The 25,319-nt window shown below is 71.3% G+C and carries 22 protein-coding genes and 2 tRNA genes; 11 read left to right on the plus strand and 13 right to left on the minus strand.

Annotated elements, in window-relative coordinates; all coding sequences use genetic code 11:
- Window positions 1–3: 3 nt before the first annotated feature.
- Together CLV52_RS01810 and CLV52_RS01815 are read left to right on the plus strand one after the other, a co-directional pair.
- Window positions 4–3,408: a bifunctional proline dehydrogenase/L-glutamate gamma-semialdehyde dehydrogenase gene (locus CLV52_RS01810; protein WP_133764311.1), complete on the plus strand. Its 3,405-nt coding sequence runs from the start codon at window positions 4–6 to the stop codon at window positions 3,406–3,408.
- A 190-nt stretch (window positions 3,409–3,598) separates the two neighbouring features.
- Window positions 3,599–4,147, plus strand: a complete 549-nt coding sequence (locus CLV52_RS01815; RefSeq protein WP_133764313.1) for a DUF6197 family protein — start codon at window positions 3,599–3,601, stop codon at window positions 4,145–4,147.
- Window positions 4,148–4,153: 6 nt separating this feature from the next.
- Here the strand turns inward: CLV52_RS01815 and CLV52_RS18230 are convergent, their stop codons facing one another.
- The 12 genes from CLV52_RS18230 to dnaA all read right to left on the minus strand — a co-directional run bounded on the left by CLV52_RS18230 (window position 4,154) and on the right by dnaA (window position 18,215).
- Window positions 4,154–5,581, minus strand: a complete 1,428-nt coding sequence (locus CLV52_RS18230) for a signal peptidase I (RefSeq protein ID WP_162850673.1) — start codon at window positions 5,579–5,581, stop codon at window positions 4,154–4,156.
- Window positions 5,582–5,631: 50 nt separating this feature from the next.
- Complete coding sequence (locus CLV52_RS18235; RefSeq protein WP_162850674.1) at window positions 5,632–6,258, minus strand: hypothetical protein; 627 nt, start codon at window positions 6,256–6,258, stop codon at window positions 5,632–5,634.
- A gap of 337 nt (window positions 6,259–6,595) precedes the next feature.
- Window positions 6,596–6,668: transfer RNA gene (locus CLV52_RS01825), tRNA-Ala, on the minus strand.
- Between the two features lie 202 nt (window positions 6,669–6,870).
- Window positions 6,871–6,944, minus strand: a tRNA-Ile gene (locus CLV52_RS01830).
- Window positions 6,945–7,003: 59 nt separating this feature from the next.
- Complete coding sequence (locus tag CLV52_RS01835; protein ID WP_133764317.1) at window positions 7,004–7,456, minus strand: DUF3566 domain-containing protein; 453 nt, start codon at window positions 7,454–7,456, stop codon at window positions 7,004–7,006.
- On the minus strand, window positions 7,404–9,911 hold the full coding sequence (gene gyrA / locus CLV52_RS01840) for a DNA gyrase subunit A (RefSeq protein ID WP_133764319.1): 2,508 nt from the start codon (window positions 9,909–9,911) through the stop codon (window positions 7,404–7,406). Before gyrA ends, CLV52_RS01835 begins: the two co-directional genes overlap by 53 nt.
- Window positions 9,912–10,005: 94 nt before the next feature.
- A complete protein-coding gene (gene gyrB / locus CLV52_RS01845; RefSeq protein WP_133765787.1) occupies window positions 10,006–12,024 on the minus strand; it encodes a DNA topoisomerase (ATP-hydrolyzing) subunit B in 2,019 nt (672 codons plus the stop codon).
- Between the two features lie 316 nt (window positions 12,025–12,340).
- Window positions 12,341–12,838, minus strand: coding sequence for a DciA family protein (locus CLV52_RS01850; protein ID WP_133764321.1), 498 nt, complete (start codon window positions 12,836–12,838; stop codon window positions 12,341–12,343).
- Window positions 12,835–13,986, minus strand: coding sequence for a DNA replication/repair protein RecF (gene recF / locus CLV52_RS01855; protein ID WP_133764323.1), 1,152 nt, complete (start codon window positions 13,984–13,986; stop codon window positions 12,835–12,837). Before recF ends, CLV52_RS01850 begins: the two co-directional genes overlap by 4 nt.
- A gap of 70 nt (window positions 13,987–14,056) precedes the next feature.
- Window positions 14,057–14,977 (minus strand): phosphogluconate dehydrogenase (NAD(+)-dependent, decarboxylating), encoded by a 921-nt coding sequence (gene gnd, locus CLV52_RS01860; RefSeq protein WP_133764325.1) that lies wholly within the window; start codon window positions 14,975–14,977, stop codon window positions 14,057–14,059.
- 48 nt (window positions 14,978–15,025) lie between these two features.
- Window positions 15,026–16,165: a DNA polymerase III subunit beta gene (gene dnaN, locus CLV52_RS01865; RefSeq protein ID WP_133764327.1), complete on the minus strand. Its 1,140-nt coding sequence runs from the start codon at window positions 16,163–16,165 to the stop codon at window positions 15,026–15,028.
- A 625-nt stretch (window positions 16,166–16,790) separates the two neighbouring features.
- Window positions 16,791–18,215, minus strand: coding sequence for a chromosomal replication initiator protein DnaA (gene dnaA / locus CLV52_RS01870; protein WP_133764329.1), 1,425 nt, complete (start codon window positions 18,213–18,215; stop codon window positions 16,791–16,793).
- A 385-nt stretch (window positions 18,216–18,600) separates the two neighbouring features.
- Here dnaA and rpmH point away from each other — a divergent pair, with 385 nt between their 5' ends.
- From rpmH to CLV52_RS01915, 9 genes are read left to right on the plus strand one after another with little or no spacing between them, the layout of a single operon-like run.
- Window positions 18,601–18,738 (plus strand): 50S ribosomal protein L34, encoded by a 138-nt coding sequence (gene rpmH / locus CLV52_RS01875; RefSeq protein WP_119480445.1) that lies wholly within the window; start codon window positions 18,601–18,603, stop codon window positions 18,736–18,738.
- 42 nt (window positions 18,739–18,780) lie between these two features.
- Window positions 18,781–19,095 (plus strand): ribonuclease P protein component, encoded by a 315-nt coding sequence (rnpA, locus tag CLV52_RS01880; RefSeq protein ID WP_246017893.1) that lies wholly within the window; start codon window positions 18,781–18,783, stop codon window positions 19,093–19,095.
- Window positions 19,092–19,391, plus strand: coding sequence for a membrane protein insertion efficiency factor YidD (gene yidD / locus CLV52_RS01885; protein ID WP_133764333.1), 300 nt, complete (start codon window positions 19,092–19,094; stop codon window positions 19,389–19,391). The genes rnpA and yidD overlap by 4 nt, the downstream gene beginning before the upstream one ends.
- A gap of 4 nt (window positions 19,392–19,395) precedes the next feature.
- Window positions 19,396–20,403, plus strand: coding sequence for a membrane protein insertase YidC (gene yidC, locus CLV52_RS01890; RefSeq protein ID WP_133764335.1), 1,008 nt, complete (start codon window positions 19,396–19,398; stop codon window positions 20,401–20,403).
- Window positions 20,400–20,948: a Jag family protein gene (locus CLV52_RS01895; RefSeq protein ID WP_133764337.1), complete on the plus strand. Its 549-nt coding sequence runs from the start codon at window positions 20,400–20,402 to the stop codon at window positions 20,946–20,948. The genes yidC and CLV52_RS01895 overlap by 4 nt, the downstream gene beginning before the upstream one ends.
- Window positions 20,945–21,601, plus strand: a complete 657-nt coding sequence (gene rsmG, locus CLV52_RS01900) for a 16S rRNA (guanine(527)-N(7))-methyltransferase RsmG (protein WP_246017895.1) — start codon at window positions 20,945–20,947, stop codon at window positions 21,599–21,601. The genes CLV52_RS01895 and rsmG overlap by 4 nt, the downstream gene beginning before the upstream one ends.
- Before the next feature lie 39 nt (window positions 21,602–21,640).
- Entirely contained in the window at window positions 21,641–22,555 is a 915-nt protein-coding gene (locus CLV52_RS01905) for a ParA family protein (RefSeq protein ID WP_133764339.1), read from the plus strand.
- Window positions 22,552–23,577: a ParB/RepB/Spo0J family partition protein gene (locus tag CLV52_RS01910; protein WP_133764341.1), complete on the plus strand. Its 1,026-nt coding sequence runs from the start codon at window positions 22,552–22,554 to the stop codon at window positions 23,575–23,577. The genes CLV52_RS01905 and CLV52_RS01910 overlap by 4 nt, the downstream gene beginning before the upstream one ends.
- A gap of 34 nt (window positions 23,578–23,611) precedes the next feature.
- Window positions 23,612–24,343, plus strand: coding sequence for a 2-phosphosulfolactate phosphatase (locus CLV52_RS01915; protein WP_133764343.1), 732 nt, complete (start codon window positions 23,612–23,614; stop codon window positions 24,341–24,343).
- A 2-nt stretch (window positions 24,344–24,345) separates the two neighbouring features.
- On the opposite strand, the gene CLV52_RS01920 is transcribed toward CLV52_RS01915, so the two are convergent.
- On the minus strand, window positions 24,346–25,299 hold the full coding sequence (locus CLV52_RS01920) for a D-alanine--D-alanine ligase family protein (protein ID WP_133764345.1): 954 nt from the start codon (window positions 25,297–25,299) through the stop codon (window positions 24,346–24,348).
- Window positions 25,300–25,319 lie beyond the last annotated feature (20 nt).

Raw genomic sequence — 25,319 nt, forward strand, 5'->3', positions numbered from 1 at the left:
GCGATGAGCAGCACCGCTGTGGAGACGACCCCGTCCACCGGCCCGGCCTCGTCCATCGAGCAGGTGGAGGCGCTCGTGCGCCGCTGGCTCACCGCCGCGGCCGCGACCCCCGCCGACCCCGCTGCAGCGCGGCTGGCCGGCGTGCTCCGCGACCCGAGGGGCCTCGCGTTCACGGTCGGCTTCGTCGACGGCGTCGTGCGGCCGGAGGACCTCCGCGCCGCCGCCCACCGGCTCGCGGTGCTCGCCCCGGACGTGCCGCGCTTCCTGCCGCTGCCCCTCCGCCTCGCGGTCCGCATCGGCGGCCTCGCCGCCCCGATCCTCCCGTGGGTCGTCGTCCCGATCGCCCGCACCGCACTGCGCCGGATGGTCGACCACCTCGTGATCGACGCCACGCCCGCCCGGCTCGGTCGCTCCATCGCCCGCATCCGATCGCGTGGCGTGCGACTCAACCTCAACCTGCTGGGCGAGGCGGTGCTCGGGCAGAAGGAGGCCGACCGCCGGCTCGCCGGGACGCTCGCCCTCATCGAGCGGCCGGACGTGGACTACGTCTCGATCAAGGTCTCGGCTGCGGTCGCGCCGCACGCGGTGTGGGCGTTCGACGCCGCGGTCGACGACGTGGTCGCCCGCCTCACGCCGCTGTACGAGTCCGCCCGCCGGACCGGCACCTTCATCAACCTCGACATGGAGGAGTACAAGGACCTCGACCTGACCATCGCGGTCTTCCAGCGCATCCTCGACTCGCCGCGCTTCCTCGACTACCGCGCCGGCATCGTCCTCCAGGCATACCTCCCGGACGCACTGTCCGCGATGATGCGCCTCCAGGCATGGAGCGCCGCTCGACGGGCCCGCGGGGGCGCAGCCATCAAGGTGCGGCTCGTGAAGGGCGCGAACCTGCCGATGGAGCGCGTCGAGGCGGCGATCCACGACTGGCCGCTCGCGACCTGGCACGAGAAGGTCGAGAGCGACACCAACTACAAGCGGGTGCTCGACTGGGCGCTGACGACGGAGCGCACCGACGCGGTGCAGCTCGGCGTCGCCGGGCACAACCTCTTCGACGTCGCCCACGCCTGGCTGCTCGCCGGCGAGCGCGGCGTCACGGACGCCGTCGAGTTCGAGATGCTGCTCGGGATGGCGACGGGTCAGGCCGAGGCCGTCCGGAAGGACGTCGGCGGCCTGCTCGTCTATACGCCGGTCGTGCACCCGCGCGAGTTCGACGTGGCCATCGCCTACCTCGTCCGACGCCTCGAGGAGGGCGCGAGCGAGGACAACTTCATGTCGAGCGTCTTCGACCTCGCCTCGAACGAGCGCCTCTTCGCCCGCGAGCGCGACCGGTTCGCGGCCTCGCTGGCCGCGCTGGACACGAGCGTCCCGCCGCCGCACCGCGTGCCGCGCACGACCACGCCCATGCCCCCGGGGGCACCGTTCCGCAACGCGGTCGACACCGACCCGGCCGTGCCCGAGCACCGTGCCTGGGCGTCCGCGCTGCTCGAGCGCGCCGCGCGGTCGGACGAGGGCGCGCGGACGCTCGCCGAGCACACCGTCACCGACGAACGCGCGCTCGACGCCGTGCTCGCCTCCACGCAGGAGGCCGGTCGCGCCTGGGGCGCGGTGCCCGCCGCCGAGCGCGCCGCGATCCTCCAGCGGGCCGGTGACGCGATGGAGGCCGCCCGCGGCCGGCTCGTCGAGGTCATGGTGAGCGAGGCCGCGAAGACGGTCGACCAGGCCGACCCCGAGGTGAGCGAGGCGATCGACTTCGCCCGGTACTACGCGGCGCGGGCGCTCGAGCTCGAGGCCGTCGACGGCGCCCGGTTCATTCCGGCCGCGCTCACCCTCGTGACGCCGCCGTGGAACTTCCCCGTCGCCATCCCGGCGGGCGGCGTCCTCGCCGCGCTGGCCGCGGGCAGCGGCGTCGTGCTGAAGCCCGCCGGGCCCGCGAGCCGCTGCGGCGCCGTGCTCGCGGAGGTCCTCTGGTCGGCGGGCGTCCCCCGCGAGGTGCTCGCGCTCGTGCAGGTCGACGAGGACGGTCTCGGCCGGCGCCTCGTCTCGGACGAGCGCATCGACCGGGTCGTGCTCACGGGCGCCTGGGAGACGGCGCGGCTCTTCCGCGACTTCCGCGCCGACCTGCCGGTCCTCGCCGAGACCAGCGGGAAGAACGCGATGGTCGTCACCCCGTCGGCCGACCTCGACCTCGCGGTGAAGGACCTCGTCGCGAGCGCGTTCGGCCACGCCGGCCAGAAGTGCAGCGCGGCGAGCCTCGCGATCCTCGTCGGCCCGGTCGCGAAGTCGAAGCGCTTCCTCGGCCAGCTCGTCGACGCGGTCGGCTCCCTCGAGGTCGGCGCGCCCTGGGTCTCGACCTCGCGGATGGGTCCGCTCATCGAGCCGGCGAGCGGCAAGCTCCTGGAGGGCCTGGCGGAGCTCGGCCCCGGCGAGCACTGGCTGCTCGAGCCGAAACGGCTCGACCGCGAGGGCCGGCTGTGGACGCCGGGCATCCGCACCGGCGTGCGCCGCGGCTCCGCCTTCCACCTGACCGAGTACTTCGGGCCGGTGCTCGGCATCATGGTCGCCGCCGACCTCGACGAGGCGATCGCCATCCAGAACGAGGTGGCCTACGGGCTGACCGCGGGACTGCAGTCGCTCGAGCCCGCCGAGATCGGCCGCTGGGTCGACGGCGTGCAGGCCGGCAACCTCTACGTCAACCGCGGCACGACCGGCGCCATCGTCGGTCGTCAGCCGTTCGGCGGCTGGAAGCGCTCCTCCGTCGGCGCGGGCACGAAGGCGGGCGGCCCGAACTACCTCGTCGGACTCGGCGAGTGGGTGCGTGCCGATGAGACCGCTCCCGTGAGTGCGCGCCTCGACCCGACCGTGGCCCGCGTCGTGCGCGCGGCGTCGGCGATCGGGGATGAGGCGCGCGCCTTCGTTTCCGCGGGCGCTGCGAGCGACCAGGCGGCATGGGAGGCGGAGTTCGGTGCGACCCACGAGCTCGCCGACCTCGGCGTCGAACGCAACCTCCTCCGCTACCGGACGGTCCCGGTCACGATCCGCGCCGCCGCCGACGCCGACCCCGGGGACGTGCTGCGGGTCGTCGCAGCCGCCGTCCGGGCGGGCGCGCCCGTCTCGGTGGTGGCCGAGGAGGCGCTGCCCGCGACGCTCACCGGCCCGCTCGACGACCTGGGCGTCGCGCACCGTGTGGAGGCCGCACCGGTCCTCGCCGGCCGCGTGCGTCTGATCGGCGGATCGGCCGCCGACCTCCTCCGCGCCGCCGGCGGCGACCCCGACCTGGCGGTGTGGTCGAACGAGGTGACGACGGCCGGCCGCATCGAGCTGCTGCCGTTCCTCCACGAGCAGTCGGTGAGCATCACCGCCCACCGCTTCGGCACCCCGACGAACCTGACCGACGACCTCGTCTGATCCGCGGATCCGGATTCCTCCCACGGATCCGGAGATCCGCGGCGACACCCCGCGTTCCGTGCGCCCGCGGCGGCGTGTCGGGCGGGATCTCCGGATCCGCGAGTGGTTCCGGGAGACGGAGATCCTCAGGTGCATTCCAGGTCCGAGGACAGAATTCCCCCTATCGCACCCGGCCGATAAGGGGATCTCGTTGCCCGATTCGCTCCTCCAGCTTCCCGTTGCGACGCCGACGGGCCTCCGCACCAGATGGCGCGACCGCCGTCGCCTCCAGCGCATCGATCGGCTGGGGGCCAGGCTCGCCCGCCTCGACGCGGTCGGCGACCTCCTCGACCGCACCCGGGCGCGCCTCGCCGCCGGCTGGGTGCAGGACGCCTGGTTCACGACCATCGACGAGCAGGGCGTCCGGCTGCACGTCGGCACCCTCCGGGCGCACGACGGCGAGCGCAGCGAGCGGGCCTGCCTGGTCGCTGCGGTCGCGATCGAGGCCCTGCCCGGCAGCATCACCGGGCCGGTGGGCCAGCGCGCGGTCGGCACGATGTGGAACGTGCTGCACGGCGGTGTCCCCGCCGGCGACTGGAGCACGCCGCCCGGCGTGACCGCGGCACGCGCGTACGACCTCGTCCGGTGGAACGACGCCGCGGACCGCCGCCACGACGACGTGCTCGCCCTCGTCGACGCGTCCCGGTCGTCCGTCGGCCGGTCCGCGGAGTCGCTGCGCTCGGAGCTCGCCGGCGCCTGACGCGCCTCAGTGCCCGCGCGCGAGGATCGGCGTGGGATCGACGACCGCGCCGTAGACCTGCGTCTCGTCGAGCATGCCCTGGAACTGCTGACGCGATGTCGCTCCCGTCCACTTGGACGACGTGACGGCGTCGTATCCGAAGCGCCAGTAGCCGCTGTAGGCGTTCAGGACCGCCACGGTGAGCGGCGGCGTGGGTGTCGAGACGGACGAGCCGTCGACCGTCAACGTGCACCCGTCGCGGTAGCTGAACGAGGCCACCGCCAGATGCCAGCCGTTGTCCGCATACCCGGTGGGCTTCGCGCTCGTGCAGAAGATCGGGTTCCCGAGCAGGCCGGCGACCGACGTGGTCGTCGCGCCGAACGCGAGGTTGCCGTCCGCCTGCATGAAGAGCACGCGATCGATCTGCGTCGAAGGGGACGGGCTGGCGACCGAGCTGGACCCGCCGAAGTCCGCGAGCACGCCGCCGGGGTTCGCCGTCTTGAACCACGTGGCGACGGTGACCGTCCCCGGGTAGGAGCGCGACGTCTTCTCGACGATCAGGCCCTTGCTCGTGCCGCTCGACATGCCGACCTGCGCTGCCGGCGTGAACCCGTCGACGCACGTGACCGGCGCCGCATCGCTGCCGGACGGGGACGTGCCCGCGTCACCCTGACCGCTCAGGTCGGTCACGTCCGAGCCGCTGAGCGTGCCGTAGCCCCAGTAGAGGACGGGGCCGGCGCCGAGGTTCGTCGGCGTGCGGTCCGCGCAGGTCGTGCCCCAGGTGTTCCCCGACACGCTCGACACGGCCGAGTACGCCGCGCGGGCCGGCGCAGGAGATCCCGCAGCGACGGCACCCGCCGGGAGCACGAGGATCGCGACCCCGAGCGCAGTCGCACGATGCGCTCCCGGGAGCCGGACGCCGCGATGGCGGCGCCGCGACCGGTCCTCCGGGTCCTCGAGCAGCCGTCCGAGCCGCACGCCGGCGAGCAGCAGCGCGACCACCCCGCCGCCGACGAGCAGCGGGACCGGCTGATCCGTCCGGACCCAGTAGTTCGGCAGCCCTGCGAAGGGGATGCGCAGGAACGCAGCACCGTGCACCGCGCCGGACCCGACCGTGGTCGAGTCCGCGGCATCGTTCGCGTCCCCCTTGGTCACCAGCTCACCGTCCGACCGCACTCGGACGAGCCGGTGCATCCGGAGCGCGCCCGCGCGATCCGGATCGTCGAACAGCAGCACCTGCCCGTCCGAGAGCTGCCCGGCGTCGACCGGGCGGACGACGACGGCGTCGCCGACCTCCAGACGCGGCGTCATGGAGCCGGACATGACGGTCGTCGTCTGGAAGCCGACGAGATTCGGGAGCACGCCCCAGAGGAGCAGGGCGACGATCGTCGAGAGCGTCGAGCGGCAGACGACCGTGACGATCGCGACCGTCCACGCCGCGCCCCGCGGGAGCACGGGCTGCTCGTCCCGGCGGTGCGCCGGGACGCGGCGCCGGAACGAGCGGACTAGCTGCCCTGCGTTTCCCACGTGAAGGTCGCGGCGGCGGTGGAGCTCATCGGCGTCGTGGAGTCGTAGTTCCAGGTGAACTGGAACTGCTTCGTCTCGGCGGTGGTGCTGGCGGCCTGGGGAGCCCACGTCGTCACGATGCCCGAGGCGTAATCGGTGTGCGCCGATCCGCCCGTCACCAGGTTCGCAAGGCTGCCGGTGTAGACCGTGCTGGCTGCCGTGAAGCCCGAGCAGGTCGACGCGTTCGTCGAACCCGACCCCATCTTCACGACCAGGTTGATGTGCTGACCGAGCGAGTTCGAGTCGCTGAAGCCGGTCGCGTAGAAGCGGACCGTGCTGGCGAGGGTGCCGTCCGACGTGACCGTCACGCACTTCGTACCGGTGGCGTTCATCTGCTGATTCGTGCCCGTGAACATCGCGGTTCCGATGTCGTTCGTCAGGTGCACCGATCCCGTGTTCCACGAGTTTGCCGACACCGAGGTCGGGCTGCTGAAGGCCGAGTACGAGGCGGCCATCACGCCGCTGCCCGTTCCGACGATCGCGACACCGGCCGCGATCAGGCCGGAGAGCCGCCCGATGCGGCGAGTCATCTTCAGCATTGCTTCCCCCGAGAACGTCCGTGCCACCGGCCACCCCTCGCGGCCTGCGTGCATGGACGATGGCAGGCGGGACGACGCGAGGACACGGTGGAACCGCGACTTGCACGAATTGACGCGTGCCCCCCGCGCTGATGCGCGTGGCGACCCCCCATACTTCGCACTCGCGTCCCCCGGAGGGGCGGCACCTGTTCGGGAGGGGGCGGGAGCACGCGGAGCGGCGCGCCGTGCCGTCGAGGAGCGGCCCGAGGAGGGCCGGCGGCGTGCTCATCAGCACGAAGCCCCCTCGACCGAAGCCGTCGACCGGGCGAGCGTGCAGCGAGCCGGTGCGGCACGCTGCACGGCAGCGGCGCAGCCGTCGGCACGGTGGAGACTAGGGGACTCGAACCCCTGACCCCCTGCTTGCAAAGCAGGTGCTCTACCAACTGAGCTAAGCCCCCGAAGGGAAGACCGGGACGAGCCTACGCGACCGGCGCGCGACGTCGTCGTCCCAGGGGCCTGAGCAGGCGGACCGAGCCGGCGCACGCCGCAGCGACGCTGCAGGGGACCTGAGGTGCGACGCCGTCAGCCGAGCGGGCCGTTCAGGCCCGCCGGTACGGCACCGTCTTGGATCCGCTTGCGGATCCAAGACCATGAATGCAGTGGGGCTACCAGGACTTGAACCTGGGACCTCTTCGTTATCAGCGAAGCGCTCTAACCGCCTGAGCTATAGCCCCGTGGGTGGTGCTCTCGGAGCACCGTGGCCCGAAGGCCGCAGACGAGCCTATCAGCCCGTTCAGCCGTTCTTGAATCCGACGAGGATCCCGCCCGTGATCCGGACCGACAGGTTGTAGAGCACGCAGGCGATCGCGCCGAGGACGGTGCCGACGACGACGTTCAGCGCGGCGATGACGAGCGTGAAGCCCATCACCTGCGCGAACGAGACGACGTTGCTGACCGTCAGGCTGTCCTGCCCGGACACGTCCTTCAGGAGCGTCGAGATCTGGTCGAAGACGCCGGTGGAGGCGAGCACCGTCCAGATCAGCAGCACGGCCACGAAGATCACGACCCCGACCGCGGCGGCGATCAGGAACGAGAACTTCACGGCCGACCAGAAGTCGATGTAGACGAGCTTCAGGCGGACCTGCTTCGTCTGAGCCTGCTTCGGCGTCTTCTCGGACAACTTGTCCGCCACGCTATCCTTCGGGCCCGTCTCCGACGGTCGACTGGGGGTCCTGACCGAGCTCATCTGCTGCGTTCTCCTCCACAGTCGTCTCGCTGTTCCGCGCGATGGCGATGATTCTGTCATCCGCTGCGAATCGAGCGAAGACCACGCCCATCGTGTCGCGACCCTTCGCAGGGACCTCGGACACGTTGGAGCGCACCACCTTGCCACTTTCGAGGACGACGAGCACCTCATCGGTCTCACCGACGATCAGCGCGCCGGCGAGATCGCCGCGGGCCTCCTGCAGCTTCGCGACCTTGATGCCGAGTCCGCCCCGGCCCTGCACGCGGTACTGGTCGACCGCGGTGCGCTTCGCGAACCCGCCCTCGGTGACGACGAAGACGAAGCCCTGATCGGTCACGACGCGGGCCGCGAGCAGCTGGTCGTCGTCGCGGAAGTGCATCCCGATGACGCCGGACGTGCTGCGCCCCATGGGCCGGAGCACGTCGTCGGATGCCGTGAAGCGGAGGGACATGCCCTTCTTCGACACGAGGAGCAGGTCGCTCGACTCCTCCACGAGCAGCGCCTGGATCAGCTCGTCGTCCTCGCGGAGATTGATCGCGATGATGCCGCCCGACCGGTTCGTGTCGTACTCGGCGAGCGCGGTCTTCTTCATGAGCCCGCCGCGGGTCGCGAGGACCAGGTACGGCGCGACCGTGTAGTCGCGGATGTCGAGGATCTGCGCGACCTTCTCGTCCGGCTGCATCGCGAGCAGATTCGCGATGTGCTGCCCCTTCGCGTCCCGCGCGCCCTCCTGCACCTCGTACGTCTTCACGCGGTACACGCGGCCGGCGTTCGTGAACACGAGCAGCCAGTGGTGCGTGGACGTGATGAAGAGGTGGTCGACGATGTCGTCGGCGCGCAGCTGCGCACCGCGCACACCGCGGCCGCCGCGGCGCTGCGACCGGTACTGGTCGCTGCGGGTGCGCTTGATGTAGCCGCCGCGCGTGACGGTGACGACGACCTCCTCCTCAGGGATGAGGTCCTCGATGCTCATCTCGCCGTCGTAGCCGGGGAGGATCTGGGTGCGGCGGTCGTCGCCGAAGCGGTCGACGATCTCCGTCAGCTCCTCCGCGACGATCGCGCGCTGGCGCGGGACCTTCGCGAGGATGTCCTTGTAGTCGGCGATCAGGCGCTCGAGCTCGGCGGCCTGGTCGATGATGCGCTGACGCTCGAGGGCCGCGAGACGACGCAGCTGGAGGCTCAGGATCGCGTTCGCCTGCACCTCGTCGACGTCGAGCAGCTCGATCAGGCCGGTACGCGCGTCGTCGGGGGTCGGGGAGCGCCGGATCAGCGCGATGACCTCGTCGAGCATGTCGAGGGCCTTCAGGTAGCCGCGCAGGATGTGCGCGTCGGCCTCGGCCTTCCGCAGGCGGTACTCCGTGCGGCGGCGGATGACCTCGAGCTGGTGCTCGATCCAGGCGGAGATGAAGCCGTCGAGCGCGAGCGTGCGCGGCACGCCGTCGACGAGCGCGAGCATGTTCGCACCGAAGTTCTGCTGCAGCTCCGTGTGCTTGTAGAGGTTGTTCAGCACGACCTTCGGCACCGCGTCGCGCTTCAGCACGATCACGAGGCGCTGCCCGGTGCGGCCGGAGGAGTGGTCCTGGATGTCGGCGATGCCGGCCATCCGCCCCTCCTTGACCATCGTCGCGATCTTGTCGGCGAGGTTGTCGGGGTTGACCTGGTACGGCAGCTCGGTGATGACGAGGCAGGTGCGGCCCTGCAGCTCCTCCACGCTGACGACGCCGCGCATGGTGATCGAGCCGCGGCCCGTCCGGTACATGTCGTGGATGCCGCGCGTGCCGAGGATCGTGGCCGCCGTGGGGAAGTCCGGGCCCTTGACCCGCTCCATCAGCCCGGCGAGCAGCTCCTCGCGCGAGGCGTCGGGGTGCTCCAGCGCCCAGAGCGCGGCGTCCGCCACCTCGCGGAGGTTGTGCGGCGGGATGTTCGTCGCCATGCCGACCGCGATGCCGGCCGAGCCGTTCACGAGCAGGTTCGGGAAGCGCGCGGGCAGCACCACGGGCTCCTGCGTGCGGCCGTCGTAGTTGTCCTGGAAGTCGACGGTGTCCTCGTCGATGTCCCGGACCATCTCCATCGCGAGCGGGGACATCTTCGTCTCCGTGTACCGCGGTGCGGCGGCGGGGTCGTTGCCCGGCGAACCGAAGTTGCCCTGCCCGAGCGCGAGCGGGTACCGGAGGCTCCAGTCCTGCACGAGCCGGACGAGGGTGTCGTAGATCGCGGTGTCGCCGTGCGGGTGGAACTGGGCCATGACGTCGCCGACGACGCGGGCGCACTTCGAGAACGCGCGGTCCGGGCGGTAGCCGCCGTCGTACATCGCGTAGATCACGCGCCGATGCACCGGCTTCAGGCCGTCCCGCACCTCGGGGAGCGCCCGCGCCACGATCACGCTCATCGCGTAGTCGAGGTACGACCGCTGCATCTCGAGCTGCAGGTCGACCTGCTCGATGTTGTCAACCATGTGGAGTCCTATCGGTGGTGCTCAGGCGCCCCGTCCGGTTCACGGATACGGAGACCCGGCGGGCCGGGTCTCCGTATCCGTGAACTGGACGGGGTCAGATGTCCAGGAAGCGGACGTCCTTCGCGTTCTGCAGGATGAAGTTCCGGCGGGACTCGACGTCCTCGCCCATGAGCGTCGCGAAGATCTCGTCGGCCGCCGCGGCGTCCTCGAGCGTGATCTGCCGCAGGGTCCGCGTCTCCGGGTCCATCGTGGTCTCCCAGAGCTCGGAGAAGTCCATCTCGCCGAGGCCCTTGTACCGCTGGACGCCGTTCTCCTTCGGGATCCGCTTGCCGGACGCGAGCCCGTCCGCGAGGAGCGCGTCGCGCTCCCGGTCGCTGAACACGTACTCGTGGTGCGCGTTGCTCCACTTGAGCCGGTACAGCGGCGGCTGCGCCAGGTACACGTACCCGAGCTCGATCAGCGGACGCATGAACCGGAAGATCAGCGTCAGCAGCAGGGTCGTGATGTGCTGGCCGTCGACGTCCGCATCGGCCATCAGCACGATCTTGTGGTAGCGGACCTTGTCCGGGTTGAAGTCCTCCCCGATGCCCGATCCGAACGCCGTGATCATCGCCTGGACCTCGGCGTTGCCGAGCGCCTTGTCGAGCCGCGCCTTCTCGACGTTCAGGATCTTGCCGCGCAGCGGGAGGATCGCCTGCGTCTCCGGGTTGCGGCCCCGCACGGCTGAACCGCCGGCCGAATCGCCCTCGACGAGAAAGATCTCCGCCTTCGACGCGTCGCGGGTCTGGCAGTCCTTGAGCTTGCCCGGCATCGACGCCCGGTCGAGCGCCGTCTTCCGCGTCGCGTCGCGGGCCTTGCGTGCGGCGAGGCGGGCGGTCATCGCCTGGATGCCCTTCCGCACGATGTCCCGCGCCTGGTTCGGGTTCGACTCGAACCAGTGCGTCAGCTCCTGCGTCACGACGCGCTGCACGAACGGCTTCGCCTCGGTGTTGCCGAGCTTCGTCTTCGTCTGGCCCTCGAACTGCGGCTCGCCGAGCTTGATCGAGATGACGGCCGTGAGGCCCTCGCGGACGTCGTCGCCCGTGAGGTTCTCGTCCTTCTCCTTGATGAAGCCCTTCTCCCGGCCGTACCGGTTGATGAGGCCCGTCAGCGCGGCGCGGAAGCCCTCCTCGTGGGTCCCGCCCTCGTGCGTGTTGATCGTGTTCGCGAAGGTGTGCACGCTCTCGGAGTACGAGCCCGTCCACTGCATGGCGACCTCGAGCGAGATCACCTTCTCCTTGTCCTCGGAGTCGAAGGCGATGACGCCCTCGTGGACCGGCTCCGCCTTCTTCGCGCTCGACTTGTTCAGGTACTCGACGTAGTCGACCAGGCCGCGGTCGTACCGGAACACGTTCGTCCGCACCTCGGGCGTCGCGTCCACCTCGCCCTCGACGGGCTCGGTCGTGCGCTCGTCCGTCAGGGCGATGGTCAGCCCCTTGTTGAGGAACGCCGTCTGCTGGAACCGGGTGCGCAGCGTCTCGTAGTCGAAGTCGACGGTCTCGAAGATCTCCGCGTTCGGCCAGAAGGAGACCGTCGTGCCGGTCTCGTCGGTCGCCTCGTTCTCGACGAGCGGCGCGTTCGGGACGCCGTCCGTGTACGACTGGCGCCACACGTGGCCCTGGCGGCGCACCTCGACGTCGAGCTTGTGCGACAGCGCGTTCACGACGGAGCTGCCGACGCCGTGCAGGCCGCCGGAGACCGCGTACCCGCCGCCGCCGAACTTGCCGCCGGCGTGGAGGACGGTCAGCACGACCTCGACGGTCGATCGGCCCTCGACCGGGTGGACGTCGACCGGGATCCCGCGGCCGTTGTCGGCCACGCGGATGCCGCCGTCGGCGAGGATGCGGACGTCGATGTGATCGCAGTAGCCCGCGAGCGACTCGTCGACGGCGTTGTCCACGATCTCGTAGACGAGGTGGTGCAGACCGCGGGGGCCCGTCGATCCGATGTACATGCCGGGGCGCTTGCGGACGGCCTCGAGACCCTCCAGCACCTGGATCGATCCGGCGCCGTAGTCGTCGCCCGCCGCCGCCCGGCGTCGGCTGCCCTCGGCGTCGTCGTCGACCTCCGCCAGGGACTCCCCGTCGGCGCCTGCCGCAGGCCCGGTCTCAGGACCGAGATCGCCGCCGACCGGGTCCGTCGCGCCGTTGGTGTCGCCGTCGTCGATGGGCCCGTTCGCGTCGCTCGTCACTGATCCGTACTCCCGTCATCGGTAACCGTCCGAGTCTACCGTGCGAGAGGGGCGTCGAGGGCCGAGAACGCGCTTCTGCGGCCTCAGAATCGGCGCGGGTACCGAATCACCCGTCCGGATCCGCGACACGCGCCCGTCCACGGCCTCACGCCGGATTGCGCGCCGTTTGCGGCGGAGGCTGAAGTCGCCTCCGCCGGCGTCATCCGTAGGTGTCCCTCGGACCGCGCCCCTGGACGGTCCTCGGACCGTGGTTCCAGCTGGGGGTGTTCGGGCCCAGGAAGCGCAGCGAATCGACGCCCGCGTCCGGGAAGTCGCGGGCGATGCGCTCGCTGATCTGGGAACGCATCAGCGACAGCTGCGTCGCCCAGGCGGTCGAGTCGCACCGGATGAGCAGCACGCCGTCCGCGTACCCCTCGACGGTCGCGTGCTTCGCCGTCTCCGCGCCCGCGATGGAGCGCCAGGCCGCCGCGAGGTCCGTGCGGGCGAGCGGCGTCCGCCAGCCCAGCTGGTCCGTGACGCCGTCGAGGACGGAGGAGACGGAGAGCGGGTCGCGCCCCTTCGCGAAGGGGGTGCTGCCGGGCCGCTGCTCCAGCACGCGGCGTCGCGACCGCGGCGCGCCGAACACGGTGCGCAGCCGGGCCCAGACCCGCTGCGCCTCGGGGAGCGCGCGGTCGTCGTGCTGGTCGGCCGGGGTCATCCGAGCGAGTCTGCCGGATCCCCGGCGGCCGGCCCGGCCGCCTCCGGCTCCCCGTCCACGACGTGTCCGGCGCGGATCCGCGTCACCCGACCGGCGAGCGCCGGCGGGATGTCCGCCTCCACCGCGGCCGTGACGATGACCTGCTCGTAGCGCGCCACCCGGTCCGCGAGCCGGATGCGGCGCCACTCGTCGAGCTCGGCGAACACGTCGTCGAGGATCACGATGGGATCGCCGGTCTGCAGCGCGTGCCGGAGCAGCTCGACGGCGCCGAGCCGAAGGGCGAGGGCGAGCGACCACGACTCGCCGTGACTCGCGTAGCCGCGCGCCGGCAGCCCGTTCACGGTGAGCAGCACCTCGTCCCGGTGGGGGCCGACGAGGGTGATGCCCCGCTCGATCTCGCGTCGGCGGACGCGGGCGAGCGCGGCGGTGAAGCGCTCGACCGTGGTGCCCTCCGCCGCCTCCTCGTCGATCGTGCGCTGCGCCTCGATCGCGACGCGCTGATCGGCGCCCGCGACGACCGCGTACTGCTCGGCGACGAGGGGCTCGAGCGCCGCGAGCAGCTCCGTCCGCGCATCGAGGAGGTCGGTGCCCGTCGCGACGAGGCGCTCGTCCCAGACGGCGAGCGACTCCGTGTCGACCATCCCGCGGCTGCCCCGCAGCAGGCCGTTGCGCTGCCGGAGCGCCTTCTCGTAGTCCGAGACCGTGCCCGCGAGGCGCGGGGTGCGCTGCACGAGCAGCTCGTCGACGAACCGGCGGCGGGCCGACGGCTCGCCCCGCACGAGCGCGAGGTCCTCCGGGGCGAACAGGACGCTCGACACGTTCCGCGTGATCTCCCGCGGGCGCACGGCCGAGCGGTTCAGCTGCGCCCGGTTCGCCCCCACCTTGTTGATGAGGACCTCCGCGAGCACCTCCCGGTCCGCGCTCGACACGGTGGCGCGGATCACGGCGGACTCGGCGCCGGCGCGGACCAGCGCCGCGTCGCCCGAGACCCGGTGCGACCCGAGGGTCGTCAGGAAGCCGATCGCCTCGACGAGGTTCGTCTTGCCCTGACCGTTGCTGCCCGCGAGCACGTTCGCGCCGGGCTCGAAGACGACGTCGGCCGTCTCGTAGTTGCGCCAGTCGGTGAGGCTGAGTCGGTTGATGCGCATGGTGCGGCGGTGGCGTCCATCGATGCGGAGGTCCGTCGGGCCGGACCTCCGCATCCGCGGACTGCGACGATCAGCGCTTGGTCGGGTGCTGCTGCTGGGCGGACTCGACCTCGGCCGCCTTGACCGCGTGGCCGCCGAACTGGTTGCGGAGCGCGGCGACGGCCTGCATCGCGGGCGACTGCTCCTGGCGCGAGACGAAGCGGGCGAAGATCGACGCGCTGATCGCGGGCATCGGCACCGCGTGGTCGATCGCCTCCTCGAGCGTCCAGCGGCCCTCGCCGGAGTCGTCGACGTACCCGTCGATGTCGCGGAAGTCCGGATCCTGCTCGAGCGCGCGCACCATCAGCTCGAGCAGCCAGGAGCGGACCACCGTGCCGCGCTGCCACGCCTTGAAGGTGCCGGTCACGTCGATGCCACGGTCCGACGCGTGGAGCAGCTCGTAGCCCTCGGCGTACGCCTGCATGATCGCGTACTCGATCCCGTTGTGGACCATCTTCGTGTAGTGGCCGGCGCCGACCGGGCCCGCGTGCACGAAGCCCTCGTCGCGGGGGCCCTCCGGGCGCAGCGCGTCGAAGACCGGCATGACCCGCTCGACCTGGTCGTCGCTGCCGCCGACCATGAGGCCGTAGCCGTTCTCGAGACCCCAGACGCCGCCGGAGACGCCGACGTCCATGAAGGAGATGCCCTTGGGGTCGAGCTGCTTCGCGTGTTTCTCGTCCTCCGTGAAGCGCGAGTTGCCGCCGTCGATGATCAGGTCGCCCTCCTCGAGGACCTGCTCGAGCTGGTCGATGACCGACTGGGTGATCCTCCCGGCCGGCACCATCACCCACACCACGCGCGGTGCGGGCAGGGCCGCTGCGAGGGCCGCGTAGTCCGGGACGTCGCTGACATCCGGGTTGGTGTCGTAGCCGACGACGTCGATGCCGCTCTTCTTGAGCCGGGCACGCATGTTGTTGCCCATCTTGCCCAGGCCGACGAGACCGATCTTCATGCTGGTGTCCTCACGTCCGAGATGCTTGCGGTGCCGGGCCGCGGCGGATCAGCGCAGCAGCAGGTTGGGCTGCAGCAGGTAGCGGAACTCCTCGCTGCTCGCGTCGTCCTTCGACTTCTGCCCGCTGATGAGCACGGGACCCGGCTTGTTGGGGTTCTCCGTCTTCGTGAACGAGATTCGCACGAAGTCCGTGTGGACACCCGAGAGCCCGTCCAGCAGGAACTGCGGCTTCAGCGAGACGACGATGTCGTCGCCGACGAGCACCGCGTCGAGCTGCTCGGAGGCCTGGGCCTGCTCGGAGCCGGCGGCCTCGAGCGTCAGGCCCTCGGATGAGAAGGAGTAGCGGAGCGCGGCCTCGCGCTCGAGCACCAGCTGCACGCGCCGCGTCGCCTCGACGAGCTCGGCGGTCCCGATCACCGCGTAGTGCTCGGTGGTGTCGGGGAAGAGGCGCTTCACGGGCGGGAAGTTGCCCTTGATGAGCAGGGAGGTGACGGTGCGGCGGTCGGAGGCGAACGCGATGAGCTCGCGGTCGCCGCCGCGCGTGATGCCGATGCTGACGTCGCCGCTGCCGGCGAAGGTCCGGCCGACCTCCTGCAGCGTCCGCGCCGGGACGAGCGCGCTCACGGGCTCGTCCCCGCCGCCGTTCCACGGCAGCTCGCGCACGGCGACCCGGTAGCGGTCCGTCGCGGTGAGGGAGATCGAGCCGGCCGTCGCCTCGAGCTGCACGCCCGTGATGACGGGCGTCACGTCGTCGCGCGACGCGGCGACCACGACCTGCGCGATGGCGCCCGAGAAGGTTCCGGCCGGGACGACTCCCGTGGACTCGCCGATCGCCGGGAGGCTCGGGTACTCGGCCACAGGCATGGAGAGCAGCGTGAACTTCGCGCTCCCGGCCGTGACGAGCACGCGGTTGTCCTGCGTCGAGACCTCGACGGGGAGGCCGGGCAGGCGGTTCGCGATGTCGGCGAGCAGACGGCCGGAGACGAGCACGCGGCCCGGCTCCTCGACCTGCGCGTCGATGCGCACCCGAGCGCTGACCTCGTAGTCGAAGGACGACAGGGAGAGGCCGTCGTCGGTGGTCTCGATCAGCACGCCCGAGAGGATCGGCAGCGTCGTGCGCTGCGGCAGCAGACGGACGGCGAACGAGACGGCGTCGCTGAAGACGTCCCGGTTCGCGTGGAATCGCACCGTCGCACTCCTTGGTTCATCGCAGGCCCCGGATCGTTCCGGGCGACTCCATCGGTCAGGTCGCTGAGCATGCTAGCGGGTGACCGCAGCAGCCCCTCCCGGCCCTGGACCCCGGACGGGGGCCGCAGTCCACAGCGCGGAATCGAGTGGAGGAGAGAAGGAGAAGAGAAGGACAACCACACTCTTAACAGGTGTGCACACTGTGGATAACTCGGTGGAACCGGCCTGGCGAGCGGGAACTACAGGCCTGTCAGATGTCGAAAGCGTGCGGACGGACGGCGGAGACCGTCGCCCCTCCATGTTGACGTCCCCGACCCGACTCCACATCGCCCCAGGGGGAGGGGGCCTCGGACGGGGGTCCTGGACGGAGTTATCCACATCTCCCTCACATGGGGGTGGATTCCCGCCCCACCCGTGGCAAACCGCCTGATCCGACGCCGATGTGCCTTCGCCGGCCGCTGTCGGACCCCTCCTGTACGTGCTCCTCGGAGTGGGGGCGACGCCGGTCCGCTCGCGGGGCCTCCCGCTGCAACTTCGACGGTGCGCACCGCCCGATCTGCAGCGGATGGCCCCTTTTGGGTGCGCCGGTGCTCCGTCGAAGGAGGGACGGGCCGTGGGACGGGGGTCAGCGCCGGAAGCGCTGCTCCTGCTTGATGCGGCTCGTCAGCTCCGTGACCTGGTTGTAGATCGAGCGGCGCTCCTTCATGAGCTCGCTGATCTTCTTGTTCGCGTACATCACCGTCGTGTGGTCGCGGCCGCCGAAGAGCTGGCCGATCTTCGGCAGCGACAGGCTCGTCAGCTCCCGGCAGAGGTACATCGCGATCTGACGGGCGGAGGCGATCTGCTGCGACCGGCTCGAGCCGAAGAGGTCGTCCGTCGACAGCTTGAAGTAGGACGCGACCGCCTCGATGATGTCGCCCGGCGCGATGATGTTGTCCTCGTCGAGCGTGATGAGGTCCTTCAGCACCGTCTGGACGAGGGCCATGTCGACGGGCGCCCGGGTGAGGCTCGCGAAGGCCGTGACCCGGATCAGGGTGCCCTCGAGCTCGCGGATGTTGCTCGAGACCTTCGAGGCCATGAACTCGAGGATGTCGTCGGGGACCTGCAGCTGGTCGTTCTGCGCGCGCTTCCGGAGGATCGCGATGCGCGTCTCGAGGTCCGGCGTCTGCACGTCGGTGATGAGGCCCTGCTCGAAGCGGGACCGCATCCGGTCCTCGAAGCCGGTCAGCTGCCGCGGCGCGAGGTCGGAGGTGATGACCACCTGCTTGTTGTGGTCGTGCAGCGTGTTGAACGTGTGGAAGAAGGCCTCCTGCGTGGAGTCCTTCCCCGACAGGAACTGGATGTCGTCGATCAGGAGGACGTCGACGTCGCGGTACCGGGCCTGGAACCCCTGCGTGCGGTTGGTCGCGATCGAGTTGATGAAGTCGTTCGTGAACTCCTCGCTCGACACGTACCGCACCCGGATGCCCGGGTAGAGGCCCATCGAGTAGTGCCCTATGGAGTGCAGGAGGTGCGTCTTCCCCAGCCCGGAGTCGCCGTAGATGAAGAGCGGGTTGTACGCCTTCGCCGGCGACTCGGCCACCGCGAAGGCGGCCGCGTGCGCGAACCGGTTGGACGAGCCGATGACGAAGGTCTCGAACGTGTAGCGCTCGTTGAGGCGCGACTCCGTGCCGGGCGTGATCACCGGCGTCTCGGGCGCCGACTCGATGGGCGCGACGGGCGCGCGGACGGGCGCCGGTGTGGGATCGGGTGCCGGAGGAGGCGGCGAGCTCTCGTACTCCGGGACGATGTCCGGGTTGACGGTGACCGCGAACGTGTGGATCTCGAACTCGTCCGACAGCCCCGAGACGGCGTCCGCGAGCGGGACGCGCCCGCGCTGCTCGAGCATCGAGCGCGAGAAGTCGTTCGGCACCTCGAGGTAGAGGACGCCCGCCATCACGCCCTTGGGCTCGACGAGGTTGATGAAGCCGCGCAGCTGGGGGCCGACGCGGGAGTCGTCGGCGAGCACGGCGCGGATCCGTGTCCACGCTGTGGTGGCGACATCGGCCATCGGCTGCTCCCCTCCCCTCACGTTTTCGGGCGCGTCCAATCGGGGACGGACGCGCAGGAGCGCCGTGCCGGAGACCTGTCGCTCCTGTCGGGTGCCGGGAGGACGAGGGCCAACCGTAACGCCCGTCTGATTCCGTCGGCAAGTCTCCACAGGCGTGTTACCGATGTGTGGAGAAACGCCGACCGGGACCGCACGGGGACGCGCCCAGACCTGGGGACAACGACGAATCACACCTGTGGAATTCGCCCCTCGTCCGAGGGGCCGGGGACCCGTGGTGTACTGTGTTCCGGTTCGCGGCGCACGTTCCTGGCGCCCCACGACTTCGCGTCTCCCCCGGGCCCGGCCCGGTGCGGTTCCGGCGCATCCGACCCAAGAGGTGACCTCAGTGACCAAGCGCACGTTCCAGCCGAACAACCGCCGCCGGGCCAAGGTGCACGGCTTCCGTCTCCGCATGCGCACCCGCGCCGGCCGCGCGATCCTGTCCGCCCGCCGCGCCAAGGGTCGCACCGAGCTCTCCGCGTAGGGGCTCGCGCCCTTCCTCGTGCTCGCTCGCGCGAACCGCATCGTGGCGGCGACGGACTACCGTCGCCTCGTCCGCTCCGGCCGCAGGGCCGGAGGCAAGCTGACGCTCGCCTACGGTCGTCGGTCCGATCCCGATTCGCCGATGCGGATGGGGGTCATCGTGGCGCGCAACGTCGGCAAGGCCGTCGTCCGGAACACCGTCCGACGGCGCATCAAGGCCGTCGGCTGGTCGCTCGCGCGCGACACGCGTGGTCTCGACGTCGTGGTGCGGGCCCTCCCGTCCGCGGCGTCCGCCGACTTCGCGGACATCGACGCGGAGGTCCGGCGCCTCGTCGTCCGGCTGCAGGAGCGGTCGTGAAGGTCCTCCTCCTGCTGCCGCGGAACATCGAGATCGCGGTGCTCCGCTTCTACCGCGCCGTGATCTCGCCCCTCTACGGCGACGTCTGCAGGTACCATCCCTCCTGCTCGCGCTACGCGCTCGAGGCCGTCCAGCAGTCGGGGGCGGTCGTCGGAACCGCCCTCGCGGTCTGGCGCGTCCTTCGCTGCAACCCGTGGTCACGGGGCGGGGTGGACGACCCGCCCGCACGGCTGAGCACCTCGTACCGCATCACCACGCACGGCTTCGTTCGGCCGGCAGAGCAGCCCGGAGGCTGAATCCATGGGCATCGTCGACATCTTCGGCTACGTCCTGTGGCCGTTCAAGTGGGTGATCGAGGCCATCCTCGTCGGCTTCCACGGCTTCTGGAGCGCGATCGGGCTCGACCCCAACGACGGCCTCACCTGGATCCTCTCGATCCTCGGCCTCGTGATCGTCGTCCGTTCGGCGCTGATCCCGCTCTTCGTGCGGCAGATCAAGAGCCAGCGCAAGATGCTCGAGCTCGCGCCGCAGCTGAAGAAGATCCAGGAGAAGTACAAGGGCAAGCGCGACCAGTTCTCCCGCGAGGCGATGAGCCGGGAGACGATGGAGCTCTACCGGCACCACGGCACGAGCCCGTTCTCCTCCTGCCTGCCGCTCGTCGCGCAGATGCCGATCTTCTTCAGCCTGTTCCAGGTGCTGGAGACCGCGCAGCGCAACCCGAACGCCGGCGGCGTCGGTCTGCTCACGCCCGCCCTCGCGAACTCCTTCGGCGCCTCGAAGCTCTTCGGCGCCCCGCTGCACGAGACGATCGGCAGCGGCGTCAACGCGCTCGGCAAGGGCGGGACCGCGGGCGACGTGCTCGTCGTCGTCATCGGCATCTTCATGGTCGCGCTGATGACGATCACGCAGTTCGTCACGCAGCTGCAGATCATGTCGAAGAACGTCTCGCCGGAGACGAAGGCCAGCCCCATGTACCGGCAGCAGCGCATGCTGCTGTACGTCCTGCCGCTCGTCTTCATCTTCTCGGGCATCGCGTTCCCGCTCGGCGTGATGTTCTACTGGGTCTTCTCGAACCTCTGGACGATGGGCCAGCAGTTCATCGTGATCCGCAACTCGCCGACGCCCGGCAGCGAGGCCGCCAAGGCCCGCGAGGTGCGGCTGGCGAAGAAGGCGGAGCGCAAGCGCGAGCGCTCGGGCGAGCCGCTCGAGGCGCCCGTCGTCGAGGCCCCGCATCCGAAGGTCAACACGCAGCGCACCCAGCCGGTCGGCCGGGCGCGTGCGAAGCGGACGGGAGAACGACGGGCATGACCGTACGAGAGCCGGAGGAGGGCGCGGTCGCGCCCGTCGAGGACGACGTCGTGGGTCTGCAGGCAGCCCTCGACGGCGCCCGTCGAGCGTCCGAGGAACCGGGTGGTGAGGACGTCGGCGACATCGCAGCGGACTACATCGAGGAGCTCCTCGACATCGCGGACCTCGACGGCGACATCGAGATCGAGGACGAGGGCGGCCGGACCACCCTGAAGGTGACGGGCGGCGACCTCCGCCTGCTCTCCGATGCCGACACCGTCGGTGCGCTGCAGGAGCTGACACGGCTCGCGGTGCAGACCCGCACCGGCGGGTTCGCACGCCTGACGCTCGACATCGGCGGCAGCCGAGACCAGCGCGCGCGCGAGCTCGCGGCCCTCGTCGAGAGCGCCGTCGCGGCGATCGGCGACGGCGCCGCCGGCGTCCCCCTGGCGCCGATGTCCTCCTACGAGCGCAAGCTCGTCCACGACCTCGCCGCCGAACGCGGGCTGCAGTCGCACTCCGAGGGCGAGGGCGGCGACCGGCACATCGTGCTGACGCCGGCGTGACCCTGCCCGACGCAGCAGATCCGGCAGCGCCCGAGGTCGAGTCCGAGCCGGCGGAGGCCGCAACGGTCTTCGGCGACCGGCTGTCCGCGGTCCGGCGGTACGCCGCCGATCTCGCGGAGCACGGCATCGTGCTCGGCCTCATCGGCCCGCTCGAGCCACCCCGGCTCTGGTCGCGGCACGTCCTGAACAGCGGCCTGCTCGCCCCGTTCCTCCCCGAAGGGGCGTCGGTCGCCGATGTGGGCAGCGGCGCAGGCCTCCCCGGACTCGTGCTGGCCGCCGCTCGCCCGGATCTCGCGGTGACGCTCATCGAGCCGATGGAGCGCCGCGTCGCGTGGCTCGAGGTGGAGCGCGCCCGGCTCGGACTCGACAACGTGGTGGTCGAGCGGGTCCGGGCTGAGGACGCCGCGCCCGGCCGCTTCGACGTCGTCACCGCGCGGGCGGTCGGAGCGCTGACCGGTCTGCTGCCCATCACCGCACGGCTCGCGCGACCGGGCGGGCGTCTCGCCCTCCTGAAGGGGGCGGCCGTGGAGGCCGAGCTCGCGAAGGCCGAGAACGTCGTGCGGCGCCTCCGGCTCGCGGATGTCCATGTGGAGATCGCGGGACTCGGCATGGCGTCCCTGGAAACGCGAGTCCTTCTGGCTACTGTGCCCTGACCCCTGTTCGGGGGACACCGTCCGACATCGAGGATCGAAGTGACACCCAGCTCAGCGCTCGACTCGCGAGGGTCGGGATTCGACGAGTCGACGCCCCTCGCCCGGGAGCTCGCCGACCTCACCGCGCGCCGCGCCCGCCTCAAGGGGAACGCGCTGCCGCGCCCCCGCACCACCCGCGTCTTCACGGTCGCGAACCAGAAGGGCGGCGTCGGCAAGACGACGACCACGGTCAACCTCGCCGCCGCCCTCGCGAAGTCGGGGATGCGCGTGCTCGCGATCGACCTCGACCCGCAGGGCAACGCCTCCACGGCGCTCGGCGTCGAGCACCGCCACGACACGATCAGCGTCTACGACGTGATCGTCGGCGACGCGCCGCTGTCGGACGTCGTGCAGAAGAGCCCGGAGTTCGACACCCTCTGGTGCGCGCCGGCGACGATCCACCTCGCGGGTGCGGAGATCGAGCTGGTCTCGCTCGTCGCGCGGGAGCAGCGGCTCCGCACCGCGTTGAACGCGTACCTCCAGTCCGCGGAGGAGCGCTTCGACTACGTCTTCATCGACTGCCCGCCGTCGATCGGCCTGCTCACCATCAACGCGTTCGTCGCGGCGACCGAGGTGCTGATCCCGATCCAGTGCGAGTACTACGCGCTCGAGGGCCTGTCGCAGCTGCTGCGGAACGTCGACCTCATCGAGAAGCACCTCAACCCGGCCCTGCGGGTGTCGACGATCCTGCTGACGATGTTCGACGCGCGGACCCGCCTCGCGAACGACGTCGCCGACGACGTGCGCAAGCACTTCCCGGAGCAGGTGCTCGGCAGCGTCATCCCCCGCGCGGTGCGCATCTCCGAGGCGCCGAGCCACGGGCAGAGCGTCATCACCTACGACCCGAACTCCCCCGGTGCGCTCTCGTACCTCGAGGCGGCCGGCGAGATCGCGCGTCGCGGGGTCGCGGCATGACCACGCCGAAGACCTCCGGCGCCGCGCCCGCGCGCCAGCAGCGGCTCGGCCGGGGCATCGGCGCACTGCTGATGCCCGACGACGACCGGCCGCTCGACCAGACGCGGCCGTCGGACGTCTACTTCGGGCGGGCGAACGAGCCCGCAGACGACCTGCAGGCCGCGCCCGGGCTCCGGCTCGTCGCGCTGGCCCCGGGCGACATCAGCCCGAACCCGCAGCAGCCCCGTCGCGAGTTCGACGAGGAGGCGATGGCCGAGCTCGTCGTCTCCGTGCAGGAGAACGGCGTCCTGCAGCCGATCGTCGTCCGCCCCCTCGCGGAGACGCAGGGCAAGTACGAGCTCGTCATGGGCGAGCGGCGACTGCGGGCGGCCAAGGAGGCCGGCCTCCGCACGATCCCCGCCGTCATCAAGCAGGCCGGCGACGACCAGATGCTGCAGGAGGCGCTCCTCGAGAACCTCCACCGCGTGCAGCTGACGCCGCTGGAGGAGGCGAGCGCGTACCAGCAGCTCATCGAGGACTTCGGCGTCACGCACGAGGAGCTCGGGATGCGGATCGGGCGCAACCGCACCACGATCACGAACACGATCCGCCTGCTGCGCCTGCCAGAGCACATCCAGCGGAAGGTCGCGTCCGGTGTCATCACGCCAGGGCACGCCCGCGCGGTGCTGTCGGTCGTCGACCCCGAGCTCATGGACCGGCTCGTCGAGAAGATCGTCACCGAGGACCTCAACGTCCGGCAGTCCGAGGCCGCCGCGATCCGCCTCGCGGGTCCGACGAAGCCGAAGAAGGCGACCGGGCGCCGCCATGAGGGGCTCGACCACATCGCGGACAAGCTCGGCTCGCGCTTCGACACCCGCGTGCGCGTCGACCTGAACGCGAAGAGCGGCCGGATCGTCATCGACTTCGGCTCGGTCGCGGACCTGAACCGCATCCTCGAGGAGATCGGCGAGGAGAAGTGGGAGGAGGGCGAGGCGCGCGAGCGCATGCTCGCCCAGCGCACGGCGGCCCTCCGCCGCAAGTAGGTCACCGCCGTCCCGTTTCTGGTCAGATGGGTCGATGGGCCCACGCATCCGGTTCGAGCAGGGGCTGCAGGGCGGCCTGGCCGTCGCGCGCGGTGCGGGCCTGCTGATCGTCGTCGTCGACGTGCTGTCGTTCTCCACGTGCGTCACCGTCGCTGCCGACCGGGGGATCGAGGTCCTGCCCGCGCGGTGGCGGGACGGGCGGGCGGAGGAGCTCGCGCTGGAGCACGGCGCGGTCCTCGCCGGTCCGCGCGGCGGTCCCGGCGTGAGCCTGTCCCCCGGCTCGATCCGGCGGGCGTCGGGCGTCCGGCGCATCGTCCTCCCCTCGCCGAACGGAGCGACGTTGAGCGCCGAGTTCGCCCGCCGGGGCAGCGTCGTCGCGGGTTGCCTGCGCAACGCCCGCGCGGTCGGAGCCGCGTGCGCGCGTCATCTCGAGCGCTCGACCACCGCGGAGGTCGTCGTCGTCGCCGCGGGAGAGCGGTGGCAGGACGATTCGTTGCGTCCGGCGCTCGAGGACGTCTGGGGCGCCGGGGCCGTCCTGGAGGCCGTCGGACGGGAGGACCTCGCGACGCCCGATGCCCTCGCGGCCGCCGACGCCTTCCGCTCCGGTCTGCGGCGCGGGCTGCCGCTCGCAGACCTGCCGAGCGGGGGCGAGCTGACCGACGCGGGCTTCGCGGAGGACGTCGCGATCGCCGGTGAGCTGGACGCGAGCACCGCCGTTCCCGTCCTCGTCGACGGCGCCTTCTCCGCCCTGCAGGACGGGAGGTGAGGTCAGGCGCCGGCGAGGGCGCGCTGCGTGATCGCCGCGTAGGCGCTCGACAGGTCCCGGCCCGTCGAGAGCAGGGCCTGCGGCAGCAGGCTCGTCTCCGTCAGCCCCGGCATGACGTTCGACTCGAGGAACCACGGGCGGCCCTCGCCGTCGATCACGAGGTCGGCCCGCGAGAGGTGCCGGAGGCCCATCGCGCGGTGCGCCACCACGGCGAGGTCGCCTGCGGCCTCGGCGACCTCCGCGGGCACGCGGGCGGGCGTGTAGAACCGCGTCGCCCCGGCCGTGTAGCGCTCCTCGAAGCCGTAGAAGCCGCTCCGCGGGACGATCTCGACGGCGGGCAGAGCCTCCGCGCCCTCGTCACCGTCGAGGACGCCGACGGCGACCTCCGTGCCCGTGATCCGTTGCTCGATGAGCGCCTCGTCCGCGTACGTGAAGGCGTCCATGAGGGCTCGGGGCAGCTGCTGCGCCTCGTCGACCACCGTCACGCCCTGCGCGGAGCCGCCCCGGGCCGGCTTCACGACGAGCTGCTCCGACATCGATCCGAGGATCGTGTCGATCGCGCTGCGCGCACCGATCTCGCGGAAGACCTCCCGCGTCAGCGTCACGGAGGCGGGCGTCGTGCCCCCGGCGTCGGACACGATCCGCTTCGCTGTGGGCTTGTCCCACGCCAGTCGGGCGGCCGGGCCGCGGCTGCCGATGTACGTGAGCCCGGACACGTCGAGGAGCGCCCGCAGCGAACCGTCCTCACCGCTCGCGCCGTGCAGCGCCGGCCATACGACGTCGGGTCGCTGCTCGAGCAGGGCGGTCAGCAGGCGCGCGTCGGGTTCGGCCGTGGTCACCGCCCAGCCGAGCCGGGCGAGCGCGTCGACCACGCGCCGGCCCGACCGGAGGGAGACGTCGCGCTCGTGCGAGATGCCGCCCGACAGCACCACCACGGAAGGGGTCGTTCCGGCCATGAGGTCTCCTCGTCGCTTCG

Source organism: Amnibacterium kyonggiense, from assembly GCF_004364555.1.
Classification (GTDB): domain Bacteria; phylum Actinomycetota; class Actinomycetes; order Actinomycetales; family Microbacteriaceae; genus Amnibacterium; species Amnibacterium kyonggiense.